At 65.4% G+C, this 15,632-nt stretch carries 18 protein-coding genes; 10 read left to right on the forward strand and 8 right to left on the reverse strand.

Annotated features, from left to right (window positions below; genetic code table 11):
* Positions 1–38 precede the first annotated feature (38 nt).
* The gene (locus tag K3175_RS08775; RefSeq protein WP_221542967.1) at positions 39–977 is read left to right on the forward strand and encodes a D-2-hydroxyacid dehydrogenase; all 939 of its coding nucleotides are present in this window, start codon (positions 39–41) and stop codon (positions 975–977) included.
* Between the two features lie 39 nt (positions 978–1,016).
* Here the strand turns inward: K3175_RS08775 and K3175_RS08780 are convergent, their stop codons facing one another.
* Together K3175_RS08780 and K3175_RS08785 are read right to left on the reverse strand one after the other, a co-directional pair.
* Positions 1,017–1,382, reverse strand: a complete 366-nt coding sequence (locus K3175_RS08780) for a hypothetical protein (RefSeq protein WP_247710790.1) — start codon at positions 1,380–1,382, stop codon at positions 1,017–1,019.
* Positions 1,372–1,656, reverse strand: coding sequence for a hypothetical protein (locus K3175_RS08785; protein ID WP_221543214.1), 285 nt, complete (start codon positions 1,654–1,656; stop codon positions 1,372–1,374). Before K3175_RS08785 ends, K3175_RS08780 begins: the two co-directional genes overlap by 11 nt.
* Positions 1,657–1,858: 202 nt before the next feature.
* Here K3175_RS08785 and K3175_RS08790 point away from each other — a divergent pair, with 202 nt between their 5' ends.
* The 3 genes from K3175_RS08790 to K3175_RS08800 all read left to right on the forward strand — a co-directional run bounded on the left by K3175_RS08790 (position 1,859) and on the right by K3175_RS08800 (position 3,900).
* A complete protein-coding gene (locus tag K3175_RS08790) occupies positions 1,859–2,512 on the forward strand; it encodes a S24 family peptidase (protein WP_221542968.1) in 654 nt (217 codons plus the stop codon).
* A 99-nt stretch (positions 2,513–2,611) separates the two neighbouring features.
* Positions 2,612–2,974 (forward strand): hypothetical protein, encoded by a 363-nt coding sequence (locus tag K3175_RS08795; RefSeq protein ID WP_224811935.1) that lies wholly within the window; start codon positions 2,612–2,614, stop codon positions 2,972–2,974.
* 257 nt (positions 2,975–3,231) lie between these two features.
* Positions 3,232–3,900 (forward strand): MBL fold metallo-hydrolase, encoded by a 669-nt coding sequence (locus tag K3175_RS08800; protein WP_425594830.1) that lies wholly within the window; start codon positions 3,232–3,234, stop codon positions 3,898–3,900.
* On the opposite strand, the gene K3175_RS08805 is transcribed toward K3175_RS08800, so the two are convergent.
* Positions 3,897–4,295: an MAPEG family protein gene (locus K3175_RS08805; protein WP_221542969.1), complete on the reverse strand. Its 399-nt coding sequence runs from the start codon at positions 4,293–4,295 to the stop codon at positions 3,897–3,899. The two genes, K3175_RS08800 and K3175_RS08805, sit on opposite strands and share 4 nt — an antisense overlap.
* A 249-nt stretch (positions 4,296–4,544) precedes the next feature.
* Here K3175_RS08805 and rpmF point away from each other — a divergent pair, with 249 nt between their 5' ends.
* The 6 genes from rpmF (at position 4,545) to K3175_RS08835 (ending at position 8,367) form a co-directional block, all read left to right on the forward strand.
* Positions 4,545–4,727, forward strand: a complete 183-nt coding sequence (gene rpmF, locus K3175_RS08810; RefSeq protein WP_221542970.1) for a 50S ribosomal protein L32 — start codon at positions 4,545–4,547, stop codon at positions 4,725–4,727.
* A 26-nt stretch (positions 4,728–4,753) separates the two neighbouring features.
* Entirely contained in the window at positions 4,754–5,791 is a 1,038-nt protein-coding gene (gene plsX / locus K3175_RS08815; RefSeq protein WP_221542971.1) for a phosphate acyltransferase PlsX, read from the forward strand.
* On the forward strand, positions 5,788–6,753 hold the full coding sequence (locus tag K3175_RS08820) for a beta-ketoacyl-ACP synthase III (RefSeq protein WP_221542972.1): 966 nt from the start codon (positions 5,788–5,790) through the stop codon (positions 6,751–6,753). Before plsX ends, K3175_RS08820 begins: the two co-directional genes overlap by 4 nt.
* Positions 6,754–6,862: 109 nt before the next feature.
* Positions 6,863–7,162 carry an integration host factor subunit alpha gene (locus K3175_RS08825; protein ID WP_221542973.1) on the forward strand — a complete coding sequence of 100 codons (300 nt, stop codon included), beginning with the start codon at positions 6,863–6,865 and terminating at the stop codon, positions 7,160–7,162.
* A 22-nt stretch (positions 7,163–7,184) separates the two neighbouring features.
* Complete coding sequence (locus K3175_RS08830) at positions 7,185–7,553, forward strand: MerR family transcriptional regulator (protein ID WP_221542974.1); 369 nt, start codon at positions 7,185–7,187, stop codon at positions 7,551–7,553.
* 79 nt (positions 7,554–7,632) lie between these two features.
* Positions 7,633–8,367 carry a metallophosphoesterase family protein gene (locus K3175_RS08835; RefSeq protein ID WP_221542975.1) on the forward strand — a complete coding sequence of 245 codons (735 nt, stop codon included), beginning with the start codon at positions 7,633–7,635 and terminating at the stop codon, positions 8,365–8,367.
* Positions 8,368–8,470: 103 nt separating this feature from the next.
* Here the strand turns inward: K3175_RS08835 and K3175_RS08840 are convergent, their stop codons facing one another.
* From K3175_RS08840 to K3175_RS08860, 5 genes are all read right to left on the reverse strand, one after another.
* Entirely contained in the window at positions 8,471–9,607 is a 1,137-nt protein-coding gene (locus K3175_RS08840) for an alpha/beta hydrolase (RefSeq protein ID WP_221542976.1), read from the reverse strand.
* Between the two features lie 163 nt (positions 9,608–9,770).
* Entirely contained in the window at positions 9,771–11,132 is a 1,362-nt protein-coding gene (locus K3175_RS08845) for a hypothetical protein (RefSeq protein ID WP_221542977.1), read from the reverse strand.
* A 99-nt stretch (positions 11,133–11,231) separates the two neighbouring features.
* A complete protein-coding gene (locus K3175_RS08850; protein WP_221542978.1) occupies positions 11,232–11,390 on the reverse strand; it encodes a hypothetical protein in 159 nt (52 codons plus the stop codon).
* 10 nt (positions 11,391–11,400) lie between these two features.
* The gene (locus K3175_RS08855; RefSeq protein WP_221542979.1) at positions 11,401–12,036 is read right to left on the reverse strand and encodes a hypothetical protein; all 636 of its coding nucleotides are present in this window, start codon (positions 12,034–12,036) and stop codon (positions 11,401–11,403) included.
* A 173-nt stretch (positions 12,037–12,209) separates the two neighbouring features.
* Positions 12,210–15,632 carry a chromosome segregation SMC family protein gene (locus K3175_RS08860; RefSeq protein ID WP_221542980.1) on the reverse strand — a complete coding sequence of 1,141 codons (3,423 nt, stop codon included), beginning with the start codon at positions 15,630–15,632 and terminating at the stop codon, positions 12,210–12,212.

The raw sequence follows: 15,632 nt of genomic DNA on the forward strand, positions 1-15,632 counted from the left end.
TCTACCGGCACGGCACAAGGGAAGAGAGGGTGCCCCGCATGACCAAAGCCGTGATGTCCGCCATGATCCGTCCGCTGGTGGAGCCGCGTCTGCCTGACTGGGTGGAGCCGCTGTGGTTCGCCAGCAAGGACGAGGCGCTGAAGCTAGCGCCCGAGGCCGAAATCGGGTGGTTCGATCTCAACGAAACCGCGCCCATGGCCGAAATCGCGCAGGCGGCGACAAACCTCAAATGGCTCAATTCGATCTATGCCGGGCTCGATTTCATGCCGCTTGGCCTGCTGAAGGAACGCGGCGTCACGGTCACCAACGGGGTGGGGATCAACGCCATCACCATTGCCGAATATGTCGTCATGCTGATGCTCGCCCATGCCAAGGGATACCGCGAGGTGGTGCGCGCGCAGGACCGGCGCGAGTGGCTGACCGACAGCCCGGGCAAGCGCGAGCTGGCGGGCGAGCGGGTGCTGCTGCTGGGTCTCGGCGCGATCGGCAGCCTGATCAAGACGCGGCTCGAGGCCTTCGACATGAAGGTCATTCCCGTGCGCCGTTCGGGCGGGGAGGGCGCGCTGCGCCCCGGCCAGTGGCGCGAGAAGCTGGGCGAGTTCGACTGGGTCATCCTCGCCGTGCCCTCCACCGAGGAAACCCGCCACATGATCGGCGAGATGGAACTGGCCGCCATGCGCCCCAACGCCGTGCTGGTGAACATCGCGCGCGGCGACGTGGTGAAGCAGGAAGATCTGGTCGCCGCGCTGGAGGCGAAGACGATCGAGGCCGCGCTGCTCGATGTGACCGATCCCGAGCCGCTGCCCGAAGATCACCCGCTGTGGGGCCTTGGCAACGCGCAGGTCACCATGCACCTGTCCGGCCGCGCGCAGACCAGGATGTTCATGCGCAGCGCCGATCGCTTCATCGAAAACCTCGATCGCTGGCACAGGGGCGAGCCGGTCGAACCGCAGATGGATCTGTCGGCGGGCTACTGACCGCGCCCGCCGGGCCTTGCGGGCGGGGGCTTGCGGGGCTCATCCTTCCTCCAGCAGCAGCAGGTCGCATTGCACCACCATGCGTTCGGCGGGCATCAGCCGGTGGTCGACTTCCGCGATCCCCGCATCGGCGACCAGCTGGCCGGGGATGGCGAATTCGTGGTCGGGCAGGCAGGCGATGAAACGCTCGGCCGCGGCCACCGCCTCGGCGCCCGCGAACAGCAGTGCCAGCCGGTGGCGGGTGCCCGCGAAGGTGATGCTGGCCCAGGCCTTCTCGGTATGGGTGAGCACCTGCCCGCGGTGGTCGCACAGATCCATCAGCGCCCGGCGCAGATGATCGGTGGCGGAGCGGCGGGTATTAGCGCGGTTGCGGGGCGGGGCGGGGGTGCGGGCTTCACTGGACACGGTCGGTTTCCTTCTTGCTGGCGGCGTTGTTGCTGGTGGCTGCGGCCTTGGCGGCTTCGGCTTCCGCGAGCTCGGCGGCGGCGAGCGCGGCTTCCATGACGGCGGCGTCGAAGCCGGACATGAAGCTGCGGATATGCGCCTCGGTGACGCCGCGCGGCTCGCGGCCATTGCGCAGGTCCAGCACGAAGCGCGGATCGTGCGCGGCCAGGCGGCCGAACTTGGTCGCCGGCATGGTGTGCTGGCGGAGGAATTTCTCGATGTGGCGGATCAGCATGATCGCGGGGCTCCTCTGGATGACGAATGGGGCGAATCGCTCGCTTTGTTCTCTATTCGTTCCAGCCGAAATCCTACTTGTCTAGGAAAAATCCTATGGTATAGGAATTTTCTTGTAGAGCCTCGGTGTGCGGCCCGATTGCGGCCGATCAAGAGGGTGTTCGGGCGCAAATCCGGAACAGTGGGCAGGAAAGGAAATGGCGATGGCAGAGATGACTTCGGACCGGGCGCGGCTGGTCGAACTGACCGAGAAAAGCCGGACCAGCCTGGCCTCGCTCTCGGCCATGCTGGGCCGCAATCCCAGCTATCTCCAGCAGTTCGTGCGCAAGGGAAGTCCGCGCAAACTGGAGGAAGCCGACCGGCGGAAACTGGCCGAATTCTTCGGGGTGGACGAGGTCGAGCTGGGGGCCGATCCGGACCTGCAACGCGCTGGAAAGACGGGGGATTTGCAGACGGTGGACTTTATCGCCGTGCCCCGCCTTGCGCTCGATGCCTCGGCCGGACCGGGGGCGTTTTCGGCGGAGGAAATTTCCTTCGACGCCTTCCGCTTCTCGCGCCGCTGGCTGCGCGAAATGGGCCTCGAAGGGGCCGATCTTTCCGCCATCCGGGTCGAAGGCGACAGCATGGAACCCACCCTGCGCAGCGGCGACGAGATCTTCGTCGACCGCAACAAGCGCAGCGGCGAGGGAATCCACGTCGTCCGGATCGGCGACACTCTCCACGTCAAGCAGGTCCAGGCCAGCGCGCCGGGCAGAATCACGCTGATCAGCGCCAACGAAGCCTACGCCCCGATCGACCTCGCCCGCGAGGAGGTGGAGGTGATCGGGCGGGTGGTGTGGAAGGGGGGACGGATCTAGCGCATCGGATTTTGCACGCCGGAACAATCGCTTGCCTCGCCCGTACCGTTCCCAACCCCGCGGGTTGGTGGATCGCCGGGCACTTGTTGGAGAGAAGCGATGAAAAAGACACTTATTCCCGCCGCGCTTGCCGGCACCATCCTGCTCGGCGGCTGCGCCTCTTACGGACAGGGTGGCTATGGACAGGACGGCGGCGGCCTTGGTGGCGGCATTCTCGGAGCCATCCTCGGCGGCGGTAGCGATTACGGTTACAACGCACGCGGCGATTTCGAGCGCGCGGCAGTGGACGCCTGCGGCCGCGAAGCCTCGCGCTATGGCCGGGTTCGCATCGAAAGCGTGAACCAGCAGGAACGCGATTACGTCTACGTCCAGGGTCGCATCGAAACGCGCGACTACAACCGCGACGAATTCACCTGCGTCTTCCGTTCCGACGGCCGGGTCGTGGATTTCCAGACGCGCTAATTCTCAAGCGTTTCAGAGGGCGGCGGTGCGACATCGCCGCCTTCACGCTTTCATACACCGGCGCCTTGGGGGGCTACGTGGCGGAATGGATTGCTTCGCCTGCGGCTCGCAATGACGTGGTCTCAAGTCATTGCGAGGAGCCGAAGGCGACGCGGCAATCCATCGCTCGCCCCCGGCACCACACCCACGCGGATCGAGCAAGCCCATTCAAACGCCGCAGCATTGCATTCGCGGCAGGCCCCCGCCATCTAGCGGGCATGACCCAGACAGCTCCCACGCCCCCGATGAAAGCCGGTATCGTGCCGGTGACGCCGCTCCAGCAGAATTGCTCGCTCATCTGGTGCACTGCCACCAACAAGGGCGCGCTGATCGATCCGGGCGGCGATCTAGACAAGCTCAAGGCGGCGGTGGCGAATTCGGGCGTGGAGCTGGAGAAGATCCTCATCACCCACGGCCATATGGACCATTGCGGCGAGGCCGGCGTGCTGGCGAAGGAGCTTGGTCTGCCGATAGAAGGCCCGCACGAAGCGGACCGTTTCTGGATCAGCCGGCTCGACGAAGACGGCGCGCGCTACGGCATGAACAGCCAGGTTTTCGAACCCGATCGCTGGCTGGAGGATGGCGACACGGTGACGGTCGGCGATCTGACGCTGGAGGTCATCCATTGCCCCGGTCACACGCCGGGTCACGTCGTGTTCTTCCACCGGCCCAGCAAGTTCGCCGTGGTCGGAGACGTGCTGTTCCAGGGCAGCATCGGCCGCACCGATTTTCCCATGGGCAACCATCAGGATCTGATCGACGCCATCACTCAGAAGCTGTGGCCACTGGGCGACGACGTCACCTTCATCCCCGGCCATGGTCCCACCAGTACCTTCGGGCAAGAACGCAAGACCAATGCTTTCGTAAGCGATTCGGTGCTGGGTTAGAGCACTCCCATTGCGATCAGCACGGCGGCGATGGCAAGACCCGCCTGCACCAGCATGGTGACGATGACGCCGATCGTGCGCCCCTTGGCCAGCGCGCCGCCGTCCATCCCCAGGCCATGCGCCACGCGGCCCAGCATATAGGCGGCGACCACCCAGGCCAGCCATGGTGCGCCGCGGCCCGACAGTTCGATGGCGGCCACCAGCACCAGTACGAAGCCGGTATTCTCCACGAAGTTGAGTTGCGCCCGCATCCGCGCGGTGAGCGGGCCGCCGCCGTCATCCCCGATCGAGACATTGTGCCTGATGCGCATCTGGCCGACTCGGATCGACAGCCACAGATTGAGCACGGCGGCTGCCGCAGCGGCGGTCAGGGTGACGGGCAGGACGATATCCATACAGATGATGCTCCACTGGTAATCCGGAAGGGGAAGCGCTAGCCTGCGGGCCTCGCGGCAGCAATTGCCAGCAGGCGATCAGGCGATAATCCTCCGCTTCGCTTGCATCCTTCGGAAAATTCGCTATAGCGCGCGCCTTCACCGTCACGGTCGGGACAATGCATTCATCGCGCCTCTTGTGCGATGGTTGCCTGTCCCCTAGGGCGGCCACCGAAATTGACTGAAATTGTTTGAGGAACAGGTGCCGAGATGGCCGTCCCCAAGAGAAAAGTATCGCCCCACCGTCGTGGCAACCGTCGTTCGCATGATTCGCTCTCGGTAGAGGCGTTCCACGAATGCTCGAACTGCGGCGAACTCAAGCGCCCGCACAATCTGTGCCCGCACTGCGGCTATTATAACGGGCGCGAAGTTCTCGCTCCCGAGGGCCTTTAAGACCTTAGCTTGAACCGGAGAACGTCATGAGTTTACCGCGTATCGCCGTTGATGCGATGGGCGGGGACGAAGGGGTTCGCGTAATGGTCGAGGGTGCCGCGCTTGCGCGTCGGCGCCACGACCGATTCAAGTTCCTGCTGGTCGGCGACGAGACGAAGATCAGGGCTGCGCTGGCCAATCATCCCGGCATGTCCGAAGCGAGCGAGATTCTCCATTGCGAGGATGTCGTCGCGGGCGATGAGAAACCATCGCGAGCCCTTCGTCGCGCCAAGACCACCAGCATGGGTCTCGCCGTCGACGCCGTGAAGCGCGGCGAGGCGGGGGCTGCCGTGTCCGCCGGCAATACCGGCGCGCTGATGGCGATGAGCAAGCTCGCGCTGCGCACGATGCCCGGTCTCGACCGGCCTGCGCTCGCCGCTCTGCTGCCCACGCTGGGCGACAATGACGTCATCATGCTCGACCTGGGCGCCAATCGCGAATGCGATGCGCGCAATCTGGTGCAGTTCGCCATCATGGGCGCGGCCTATTCGCGCATCGTGACGGGCCGCGAACGCCCGCGCGTGCGCCTGCTGAACATCGGCACCGAAGAGACCAAGGGCACCGAGGATATCCAGGCCGCCGCCGATCGCCTGCGCACCGCGGCCGGGCTGGCGATGGACTTCGAAGGCTATGTCGAAGCCGACAAGATCAATCGCGGCGAATGCGATGTGGTCGTGTGTGACGGCTTTTCCGGCAATATCGCGCTAAAGGCGATCGAGGGGGCGGCCCGCTTCGTCACCGATCTCCTGCGCAGCGCCTTTTCCTCGTCCTTCCGTTCAAAGGTCGGCTTCCTCGTGTCGCGCCCGGCGACCGAGCTGCTGAAGCACCATCTCGATCCCAACAACCACAATGGCGCGGTCTTCCTCGGCCTCAACGGCGTAGTCGTGAAGAGCCATGGCAGCGCCAATGCCAAGGGCGTGGCCAATGCGGTGGAAGTCGCCGCGCGGCTGCTGGAAGACGATATCACCAACCGCATCGCGAAGGATCTCGGTGCCATCGACACCGAAAGCCTGGGGGCCAAATGATTCGTGCGGTGATTACCGGTAGCGGCAGCGCGCTGCCGCAGAATTGCGTGACCAATGCCGATCTCGAAGCGCGCGTCGATACGAGCGATGAATGGATCGTCGAACGCACCGGCATTCGCCAGCGCTATATTGCGGGCGAGGGTGAAACCACCTCCACCCTGGCGACCGAGGCCGCGCGCAAGGCGCTGGACGATGCGGGCGTCGATGCGAGCGAGATCGGCTTGATCGTACTCGCCACCGCCACGCCTGACCACACCTTTCCGGCCACCGCCACGCAGGTCCAGCGCGCGCTGGGGTGCCGTGGCGGCGTGGCCTTCGATGTCCAGGCGGTCTGCTCGGGCTTTCTCTATGCGCTGGGCACGGCAGAATCGCTGCTGCGCACCGGCATGGCGAAAAAGGCGCTGGTGATCGGCGCCGAGACTTTCAGCCGCATTCTGGACTGGGAAGACCGCACAACCTGCGTGCTGTTCGGCGATGGTGCGGGCGCGGTCGTGCTCGAGTCGCGCGAAGTCGAATCGGACGGTCCCGGCATCCTCGCCACGAAACTGCACGCCGATGGCGAGCATAAGGATCTGCTTTATGTCGATGGCGGGCCTTCGACCACCGGCGAAGTCGGCAAGCTGCGCATGAAGGGCCGCGAGGTTTTCCGTCACGCCGTGGTCAACCTCGCGCAGGTGCTGAACGAAGTGCTGGAAGACGCCGAGATCACTGCTGCCGATATCGACTGGGTCGTTCCTCACCAGGCCAACGCCCGCATCCTCGACGCTACGGCACGCAAGCTTGGACTGCCTGCCGAGAAGGTCGTGGTGACTGTCGACCAGCACGCGAATACTTCGGCCGCTTCGGTGCCGCTCGCCTTCGATGTCGCACGCAAGGATGGCCGCATAAAACCGGGCGATCTGGTGATGTTCGAAGCCATGGGTGGCGGATTTACCTGGGGTGCCTCTTTGGCACGCCTATAGTATTCGCCAAAATAAAACTGCCTCATCCATTGCCGGAATTGGCTGAATACAGTATGTTGCTTCCATTGATCGAACCCAGGGTCGCTTCTGGGGAAGGAACAACATGGATATGATGCGCTCCGTTGGAACGCTCACGCGCGCCGATCTGGCTGAAACCATCAATCGCAAGATGGGTTTGAGCAGAGCTGAATCGCTGGATCTCGTGGAAGAAATTCTCGCGAAGATGTGCGATGCGCTAGCCAGCGGCGAAAACGTAAAGATTTCCGGCTTCGGCAGCTTCGTGCTGCGCGACAAGAAAGAACGTGTCGGCCGCAATCCCAAGACCGGCGTCGAAGTGCCGATCACGCCCCGCCGCGTGATGACCTTCCGCGCCAGCCAGCTGCTCAAAGAGCGGATTGCGCACGGCTGACCTCGTGGCCTAAGGGTGGCGCATGGCCGAATTTGACGATCACAAGGAAGCGGGCGCGCTGCGCACAATCGGCGAAGTCGCCACCGCTACCGGCATCAAGACCCATGTGCTGCGCTATTGGGAACAGCAGTTCCCCCAGCTGAAACCGCTCAAGCGCAGCGGTGGCCGCCGCTATTATCGCCCGGAAGACGTGGCGCTGGTCGAACGGATCGACGATCTGGTCAATGCACGCGGCTACACCCTCAAGGGCGCGAAAGCCGCGCTGAACGAGCCTGCCGACGAGGCCGCACCTGCCGCCGTAGCGCCGCCCGCCGACACGCTGAACAAATCCGACCTGCTCATCCGCCTCAAGGCCATCCGCAACGAGCTGAAAGCCGCGATGATGGCCTGAGGGCCGGCCTGCCGTGGCGGGGGCGGCGAAACGCTTCCCGCTCGACAGCATGTGTGGCGGCGGGCATGATGCCTCTGCCATGAAGATCGCTGTTCTCTCCGATATCCACGGCAATATCGCCGCGCTCGATGCGGTGCTCAGCGACGCAGTCGCACGTGGTGTGGACCAGATGGTCAATCTGGGAGATATTTGTTCTGGGGCGCTCTGGCCGCGACAAACCGCAGACCGGCTAATGGCGCTGGACCTGCCCACGATCCGCGGCAATCACGAGCGGCAGGTTCTGGCGGACAATCTCGGCAGCATGGGGTCGTCGGACAGGAGAGCGCGCGACACGCTGCGCGACGACCAGCTTGCCTGGCTGGCAGCTCTGCCGCCGACCCTGCAATTGAGCGCCGACGTGCTCATGGTTCACGGTACGCCGTCCAGCGATCTGGTCTATTTCCTCGAAACGGTGACCGAGGCCGGCGTGCGCCCCGCCACGCTCGCCGAAGTGGAAGAGCGGGCAGGCCAAACCACGGCGCGCCTGATTCTGTGTGGCCACACCCACGTCCCGCGCGCCGTCATGCTGCGCGATGGGCGGCTTGTCGTAAACCCAGGCAGCGTCGGCCTTCCTGCCTATGAGGACGATCATCCCTTTCCCCACGCCATAGAAAACGGCTCGCCCTTTGCGCGCTACGCCACTGTCAGCGATGATGGCGGCAACTGGCAGGCAAGCTTCCATCTGGTCGCCTACGACTGGGAACGGGCCGCCCGCGACGCCGAGGCTGTCCAACGCGCCGACTGGGCCAAGGCACTGCGCAGGGGAACGGTGTAAAGCGGCTTTCCCCAAGGCGAAGGCCGATAAGGTCGCAAAGCTTTAAATCCGCCCATCCAGCGGCAAGGCCGAGGCAGGCGCCAACCCCGTGACTTGCCGCATATCACTCGCCTTTCTTGTCCGGGATGCCGAAATCGACGGGTCCGAAATTGCCCGCAGTCAGCCGTGCGCCGGGCTTCATCAGCAGGCACCAGCCGTAATAGGCGCCCGGCGCGGCGTTCTTTTCGGCCCAGTCTGCCGGCCTCGCAATCTCCGGGCGGCACGTTCCCGCATCCAGATTGGCCCGCGCAGCCGGGGTGTAAGCCGGGGCCGTGCCTCCGTGGTACAGGAACGGGATCGGACTGCCCGTGCGCGCCGGTGTCAGGTAAAGCGTCCGAAACGCATCGAGCCAGCCCGTGAGCGCCATCGTGCGATGCTCTTCACTGCCCGAACGATCGACAAATGCCCATTTCATCCCCTCGGGCGCGCTGCTGCTGAACGCGGAAACAAGCGTTTCCAGCCATTCACCCGACCGGTTTCCCACTCCCTCGTCGCCCATGGTGATGTAGATCCTGCGATCCGAAGCGGGCTGGGCAGCCAGCTTCGTTGCCGCCTCGTCCACCACGCGCCCCTCGTCCCACCAGACGCTGGGCGTAAGCGCGATATAGTCGTCGAACATGGCGGGCCGTTCAAGCAACGTGTCCACCACGAACAAGCCGCCGAGCGAGGCGGCCGTCAGCACCTTTCGGTCCGTTCTGTAGCGGGCGGTCGCCCATGGGATCACGTCTCGTGCCAGAAACTCGCGAAACTTGGGCGCGCCATCGGGCTGCATCCGCTCCCCGAAGACTTCGGCGAGCGCCTGCGGGTTCATCCGTTCGAGCGGCGGCGTGAGCTCGGCATAGCGATTGTCCGTGCGAACACCGATGAGGATGAAGGGCTCAAAACTGGTGGAGAATTCGGCCTCCGCAGCGATGCCGGAAAGCAGTTCGAAATCCTGATCGGGCCCGCCATCGACGGAAAAGACGACAGGATAATGCCGGTCAGGGTTTTCCGCGTAACCGCGAGGCAACCGCACGCTGATCAGCCTGGTCTCGCCGTACACGCTGGACGCGATCTCATGGGCAGACCCGATCACGATCGGCACCCCTTCCGGATCGGCGAGGACCGCGTGGCCAGCCGCCTCCTGCGCACCGGCCGGGGCATGGGTCGCGCCGCACAGGACAGCGGCGCTCAAGGCGATGATTTGCGGGGAGAACTTCATGGGCGATGACTTGCACACTATTGGCATCGCGCCAAGGCTTTGGATGGGACGCAGACCTCCGCCGGTGCGCCAAACGAGCATCGCCATCGGCGGGCGGGGAGGAGGGAAGGCCGACCCTATCCGTCAACCTCCCGCACTCAGCGCCCATGGCCGGTTCTGCCTCTTACTGACCGACCTCGATATAGGCGCGCGAGGTACTGGTGTTGCCCTTCGCATCGCGGGCATCGTACTCGATCCAGACGATCCGCTCGATGGTCTGAAGCAGGGTGACCCTGACCTCGCCCGTGACCAGAAGCTCTGCGTTGATCGCGCTCTGGTACTGCGGCGGGACGCGCACGGCGGTGATGGCCGTCTGCTGGGCATTGAGCGGTCCAGCGGCGCTCAGCGTGACATCGTTGCACACGAAGGATGCCGGATTGGAACAGGCGGCAGGGAAAGTCTGGAAGCGGAGCCCGATCATCGAGACGCGGTCGGGCACCGCCACGAACTCGCCGCTGGCCGCGGGGATGAGGGCGATCTCGGTGTATTGGTCGAACCAGCCGCGGATCGTTGCGGCCGTCTGCGTATTCGCCTTCGCCAGATCGCTGTCGGTTGGCGCGCTCGTGTTGAAGATGTTGTTCAGCAAGGGCACGATGTCGATGCGGAGGGCATATTCCACATCGGCGATCCGTCCGCCGCTGGACAGATGCTGGTCGACCGCGCTGCCAAAGGTGGCAAGCAGGGCCGCGGCGGCACGGCGGCCGGCGGCGCTGGTCCGCCCAGCGCGTGAGGATCTTTGCAAGATGGACAGGATCGAGGTGGCCGAATTGAAATCGATCGGTGCGGCCTGCGCCTGCGCCCGTACGGCATCGAGGTGCGGGCCGACGATGATGGCCTGCGTGGTGGAACCGGTCTCGGTCGTCTCGAAACCGGCCTGGGCCAGCAGTTTCAGATTGAGCGCGAGGATATTTCGCGCGCGCTGGGCAACGGCGGCATCGGTGCTGTCCAGCAGCGCGAGCGCGTCGAATGTCGAAATCTCGGCCGCGGACATTCCCAGACCCAGATTGGCAGCAACGCCATCGTCGTCGATGGTCCCGAACAGGCTGGTAACCGGCGAAACGATGGTCGCGCCCCGCGGTGCGGTCACTCTCGTATAGACGAAGCCGGTCTGGGTGCTGACACCGCCCACCTGGATCGCCGCAGTCGGCTCCGCCAGCGGCTCCACCGTAGTGAGCCTTCCGGTTGCATCGCGTCCGAACGCGCCCCTCCGGTTGGTGGCGGTGACCAGATCGTCGGCATTGTTGACGCGGTCGCCGAAGGCCCCGCTTTGATTGGTATCCCAGATCACTCTGGCGATCAGCGGCGCTCCCGCCGCTGCCGAAAAGGCGACCGACGGCGTGGGGGTCGGCGTGGGCGAGGGGCTCGGGGCAGGGGCCGGCGCGGGAGCGGGCGGTCCGCCGGTCGGCGGTGCGGGAGCGGAACCATCCCCGCCTCCGCAGGCAGCAAGAGCGAACGCCAGACCGATCAGCGAGATTTTCGAATGCATTGTACACGACCCCTCATGTGAAGGGTTCATATTAGAAATCAGTACCTAAGAATTGGTTGAAGACTTTTCGGGCCGCGCCGTGGGCCTGAAACGGGGACCCTACTCCGCGGCCAGCAGTTCCTCTGCGCCGCCGAGGTCCACGCTGACGAGGCGGCTGACGCCTTTTTCGATCATCGTCACGCCGAACAGGCGGTGCATGCGGCTCATGGTCACGGCATTGTGGGTGACGATGAGGTAGCGGGTGTCGGCCCCACACAAATCTCCGCACCTAACCAGATCCCGACTGCTCTTCCATATCGGGCCCAACCAACTCGCTTTGTGGCCAACAGAGCCGATTATCCGAAATTTGGAGCTGGTTCTTTTCCTTCAGCACATTGACGATCTCTTCATCGCCAACTGACTGCCTCTCGAACCATGTACCGCACGGTTCGGCGAAAGGCGTGGCAATCAGGCACGATCTTAGCAACGCGAGATGTGTCACGCCGAGCTTTTCTGCCAAGCGAAGATTGCCGGCATCCTCGATGTCTTGCCGTCGAAAAGAGTATGGATAGCCTGCTGCCAGAGCAAGGCGTAGTGTTCGCTGATCCTCGATTACTTCGGGATCGGCGCAGGCCGGAAATCTGATGGTAAGGGGGAGAGGCGCGGGTGGGCCCGGATCAGCCACACCTATGACCGGCATGACGCCCGCGTAAAAACCTTCAGTCCGGGCAAGGCTGGCCACGACGAACTGGCGATTGCGCGCAAACCAAACATCCCTTGCCAGCAGGATCAGCGCGTCCTCCCTGTACTCCTTCTCCGCCTTCACAAATACGGTCCACAGGCTGGAGAAGAATATGAAAATCGCGGGGACGACCGCAACCAGCAAAGAAAGAAGGGCAATCTTCAGTATGCGTTTGATTGTCACGCATGTCTCCATAGTTTCAGCGGTTTGGAGGGTTGGACGATACTGGCAGCTCCCTACGACATTCGTTCCAACCTTTGGCGGATCGCCAACCGGCTAGCTCTGGCGCTGCCAGACGTTCGCCGCGCTCCGTTATCGGCTGCGGTCCGGAAACTCGATCGATTCGCCAGCCCCGTCTACTCCGCGGCCAGCAGCTCCTCCGCTCCGCCGAGGTCCACGCTGACGAGGCGGCTGACGCCTTTTTCGATCATCGTCACGCCAAACAGGCGGTGCATGCGGCTCATGGTCACGGCATTGTGCGTGACGATCAGGTAGCGGGTGTCGGTTTCCTTCACCATCGCCTCCAGCAGGTCGCAGAAGCGGTCGATATTGGCATCGTCCAGCGGCGCGTCGACTTCGTCCAGCACGCAGATCGGGGCGGGATTGGTGAGGAACAGCGCGAAGATCAGCGCCGTGGCGGTCAGTGCCTGCTCGCCGCCCGATAGCAGGGTCAGCGATTGCAGCCGCTTGCCCGGCGGCTGGGCGAAGATTTCCAGGCCCGCCTCCAGCGGATCGTCGCTGTCGATCAGCGCCAGATGCGCCTCGCCCCCTTCGAAGAGGCGGGTGAACAGCCGCATGAAGTGGCCGTTGACCTGCTCGAACGCCTCGCGCAGCCGTTCGCGCCCCTCGCGGTTGAGATTGCCGATCGATCCGCGCAGCCGGGCGACCGCCTCGCGCAGTTCCTGCTGTTCGGCGGCATTGGTGCCATGCTCCGCCTCGATCCGCTCCAGCTCCTCGGCGGCGACGAGATTGACCGGGCCGATCCGTTCGCGGCTGGCGGTGAGGCGGTCCATTTCCTCGCCCTCGTCATCGGCCGATCTCACGCTGTCCTCGGCGAAACCGAACTTGCCCGGCAGGAGCGGGGGCGGGGACTGGAAGCGCTCGCCGGAAGTGCGGGCCATTTCGTGGCGGCGGGCATCGTGGCTTTCGGCGCGGGCGGACAGGCCGGCGCGGTTCTCGCGCGCGCTGGCCAGCGCCTCGTTCGCGCTGGTGAAGGCCTGATCGGCGGCCTGCGCCTGCTCGTTCGCGGCGGCGAGGGCGGTTTCCGCCTCGGCGAGCTGCGCGACCAGCCGTTCGCGCACGGTGTCGCCCTGCTCGATCTCCTTCATCAGCCCTTCGGGCTTGGCGGCGAAAATGGCGCGTTCTTCCTCGATCTCCTCGAAGCGGCGGGCCATGTCGGACAGGCGGCGCGCGGCCTCGCCAGAGCGGGCCTGCCAATTGGCCATATCGCTGCGCTGGGCGGCGGTGCGTTCGCGCGCCACGGCCAGCGACTGGTCATGCGCGGCAAGCTCGGCGGCGCGGGCCTGCATGGTGGTGCGCGCGGCATCGTTCTTCGCCCGCGCGGTTTCGAGCGCGGCGCGGCCCGCCGCCGGATCGGGCAGAGCGGCGCGCCTGGCCTCGGCAGCGGCAAGATCGCTCTGGGCCTGCGCCACGACATCGGTCTGCTGGCGCTCGGCCTCGGCCAGTTCTTCGAGCCGGGCGGCGTTGCGCTCGCGGGCCGCTTCGGCCTGGTCGAGCGCCCGCAGCGCGCCGCGTTCGGCTTCGCTGGCGGAGGAGAGGGCGCGATCGGCCGCGACCAGCTCGCGCTGCAGGGCGGAGAGCGTTTCTGCGGCCTCGGCCTGCTGCGCCTCGGCCTGTTCGACCGCCGCGCGGAGTTGGGGCACCAGCGCATCGAGTTCGGTGAAGCGGTTCTCCGCCTCGAGCCGGGCGGCCTCGGCCGCGCCTTCGCCGCGCACCACCAGCCCGTCCCACCGGCGCAGGCGGCCATCCATGGTGACGAGATGTTCGCCCGGCTTCAGCGCGCGGCCATCGTCGCTCTCTGCCACCTGGACCAGCGCCAGGCGGGCGCGCAGTTCGTTAGGGCACTTTTCCAACCGATCAAGAAGGGTGTTCGGGACGTTTTCCGGAACATCTGCGCCGGTCCAGTAGCGGCCTTCGCTCTCTCCGTCGGGCAGGCCGAGCAGCGCCTTGCCGTCGCGCCCCAGCGCCGCCGCCACCGCCCGTTCATAGCCCTTTTCTGCGCGTATCCCGTCGATCGCCTGCTCTCGCCCGGAGCGCTTGGCCGCCGCCCTTTCGCGCGCATCGCGGTCGCGTTTGAGGGCATCATATTCGCGCTGAACCCCCGATAATTCGGCCTTTGCGGCGGAATAGGCGCTGGCCGCCTCGTCGCGCTGGGCCTGCAGTTCAGCCTTGCTGCTTTGCATGTTTTCGATCGCGGCGCGGCTCGCCTCGACTTCGGCTGCCGCGTCGCTCGCGGCTTGGCGCGCGGCATCCACGGCTGCGCTCAGATCCTCGCCCGCAAGTGCTTCTCTTTGCTGGGAAATCCGCTTGCGGTCCGCCTTCAGCCGGTCGAGCCGCGTGCTGGCCTGCTGCACCTCCGCCTCGACCACGCGCCATTCCGCTTCGACGCCGGCATTGTCCGCTGTCGCCTTTGCCAGCGCGAGCTCGGCAGTGCGGCTGGCCCGCTCGGCATCTTCGGCCTGCGCGACCAGTTTGGGGCGCTGCGCCTCGTCCTCGGCGAGAGACTTTTCGCTTGCGGCAAGCTCCTTTTCGAGCCGCGCCAGCGCTTCTGCCGCATCCTTGGTCAGCCGGTCGGCATCGCCGCGATCCTCCTCGAGCCGGGTCTTCTGGCGGTTGAGATCGGCAAGGCGCTGCTCGGCTGCTTCCAGCTGGCTGGTCAGAGCGGCCATCCGGTGGCCATGCGCGCTGGCATCGTCGCGCCGGTCGGCCTGTTCTTCGCGCGCCTGTGCCAGCTTTTCCGCCGCTTCGCGCTGTGCCTTCTGGGCTCCGTCCGCCGCCTGCTGTGCCGCGTCGACCCGCGCATCGGCATCCGCAGCGGCCTTCTTCGCCTCTTCCGCAGCTGCGGCCGCATCGCGCCAGCGGGCATAGACGAGCCGCGCCTCGGCGGTCTTTATCTCGTCCGACAGGGCGCGATAACGCTCCGCCTGCTTGGCCTGCCGCCTGAGCGAGGCGATCTGACTGTCCATGCCCGCCATCAGATCCTCGAGCCGTTCGAGGTTCTTCTCGGTCGAGCGCAGCTTGCTCTCGGCATCGCGCCGCCGGACGTGGAGGCCCGCGATCCCGGCCGCCTCTTCCAGCATCATGCGGCGTTCAACCGGCTTGGCGGCGATGACCTGCGCGATCTTGCCCTGGCTGACGAGGGCCGGGCTATGCGCACCGGTGGCCGCATCGGCAAAGGTTAGCGCCACGTCCTTGGCGCGAACATCCTTGCCGTTCACGCGGTAGGCGCTGCCGGCCCCGCGTTCGATCCGGCGGATGACTTCGAGTTCTTCGGTGTCGCCCGTTTCGGCGGAGAGGACGACTTCGGCAAAGTCGCGGGGAGGGCGGGTCGCGGTCCCCGCGAAGATGACATCTTCCATCCCGCCCGAGCGCATGGATTTTGGCGAATTTTCGCCCATCACCCAGCGGATTGCCTCGAGCAGGTTGGATTTGCCGCACCCGTTCGGGCCGACCACGCCGGTCAGCCCGGGTTCGATGCGCAAGGTGGAGGGTTCGACGAAGCTCTTGAAACCGCTCAATCTGAGCTGTTTGATGAGCAT

Source organism: Qipengyuania aestuarii (genome assembly GCF_019711535.1).
Taxonomy (GTDB): Bacteria; Pseudomonadota; Alphaproteobacteria; order Sphingomonadales; family Sphingomonadaceae; genus Qipengyuania; species Qipengyuania aestuarii.

Excerpts from the sequence above, each read along its gene's own strand:
- K3175_RS08775 (WP_221542967.1), top strand. The coding sequence starts at position 39 with ATGACCAAAGCCGTGATGTCCGCCATGATCCGTCCGCTGGTGGAGCCG.
- K3175_RS08785 (WP_221543214.1), bottom strand. The coding sequence starts at position 1,656 with ATGCTGATCCGCCACATCGAGAAATTCCTCCGCCAGCACACCATGCCG.
- K3175_RS08790 (WP_221542968.1), top strand. The coding sequence starts at position 1,859 with ATGGCAGAGATGACTTCGGACCGGGCGCGGCTGGTCGAACTGACCGAG.
- K3175_RS08795 (WP_224811935.1), top strand. The coding sequence starts at position 2,612 with ATGAAAAAGACACTTATTCCCGCCGCGCTTGCCGGCACCATCCTGCTC.
- K3175_RS08800 (WP_425594830.1), top strand. The coding sequence starts at position 3,232 with ATGACCCAGACAGCTCCCACGCCCCCGATGAAAGCCGGTATCGTGCCG.
- K3175_RS08805 (WP_221542969.1), bottom strand. The coding sequence starts at position 4,295 with ATGGATATCGTCCTGCCCGTCACCCTGACCGCCGCTGCGGCAGCCGCC.
- rpmF (WP_221542970.1), top strand. The coding sequence starts at position 4,545 with ATGGCCGTCCCCAAGAGAAAAGTATCGCCCCACCGTCGTGGCAACCGT.
- plsX (WP_221542971.1), top strand. The coding sequence starts at position 4,754 with ATGAGTTTACCGCGTATCGCCGTTGATGCGATGGGCGGGGACGAAGGG.
- K3175_RS08820 (WP_221542972.1), top strand. The coding sequence starts at position 5,788 with ATGATTCGTGCGGTGATTACCGGTAGCGGCAGCGCGCTGCCGCAGAAT.
- K3175_RS08825 (WP_221542973.1), top strand. The coding sequence starts at position 6,863 with ATGATGCGCTCCGTTGGAACGCTCACGCGCGCCGATCTGGCTGAAACC.
- K3175_RS08830 (WP_221542974.1), top strand. The coding sequence starts at position 7,185 with ATGGCCGAATTTGACGATCACAAGGAAGCGGGCGCGCTGCGCACAATC.
- K3175_RS08835 (WP_221542975.1), top strand. The coding sequence starts at position 7,633 with ATGAAGATCGCTGTTCTCTCCGATATCCACGGCAATATCGCCGCGCTC.
- K3175_RS08840 (WP_221542976.1), bottom strand. The coding sequence starts at position 9,607 with ATGAAGTTCTCCCCGCAAATCATCGCCTTGAGCGCCGCTGTCCTGTGC.
- K3175_RS08845 (WP_221542977.1), bottom strand. The coding sequence starts at position 11,132 with ATGCATTCGAAAATCTCGCTGATCGGTCTGGCGTTCGCTCTTGCTGCC.
- K3175_RS08860 (WP_221542980.1), bottom strand. The coding sequence starts at position 15,632 with ATGCTCATCAAACAGCTCAGATTGAGCGGTTTCAAGAGCTTCGTCGAA.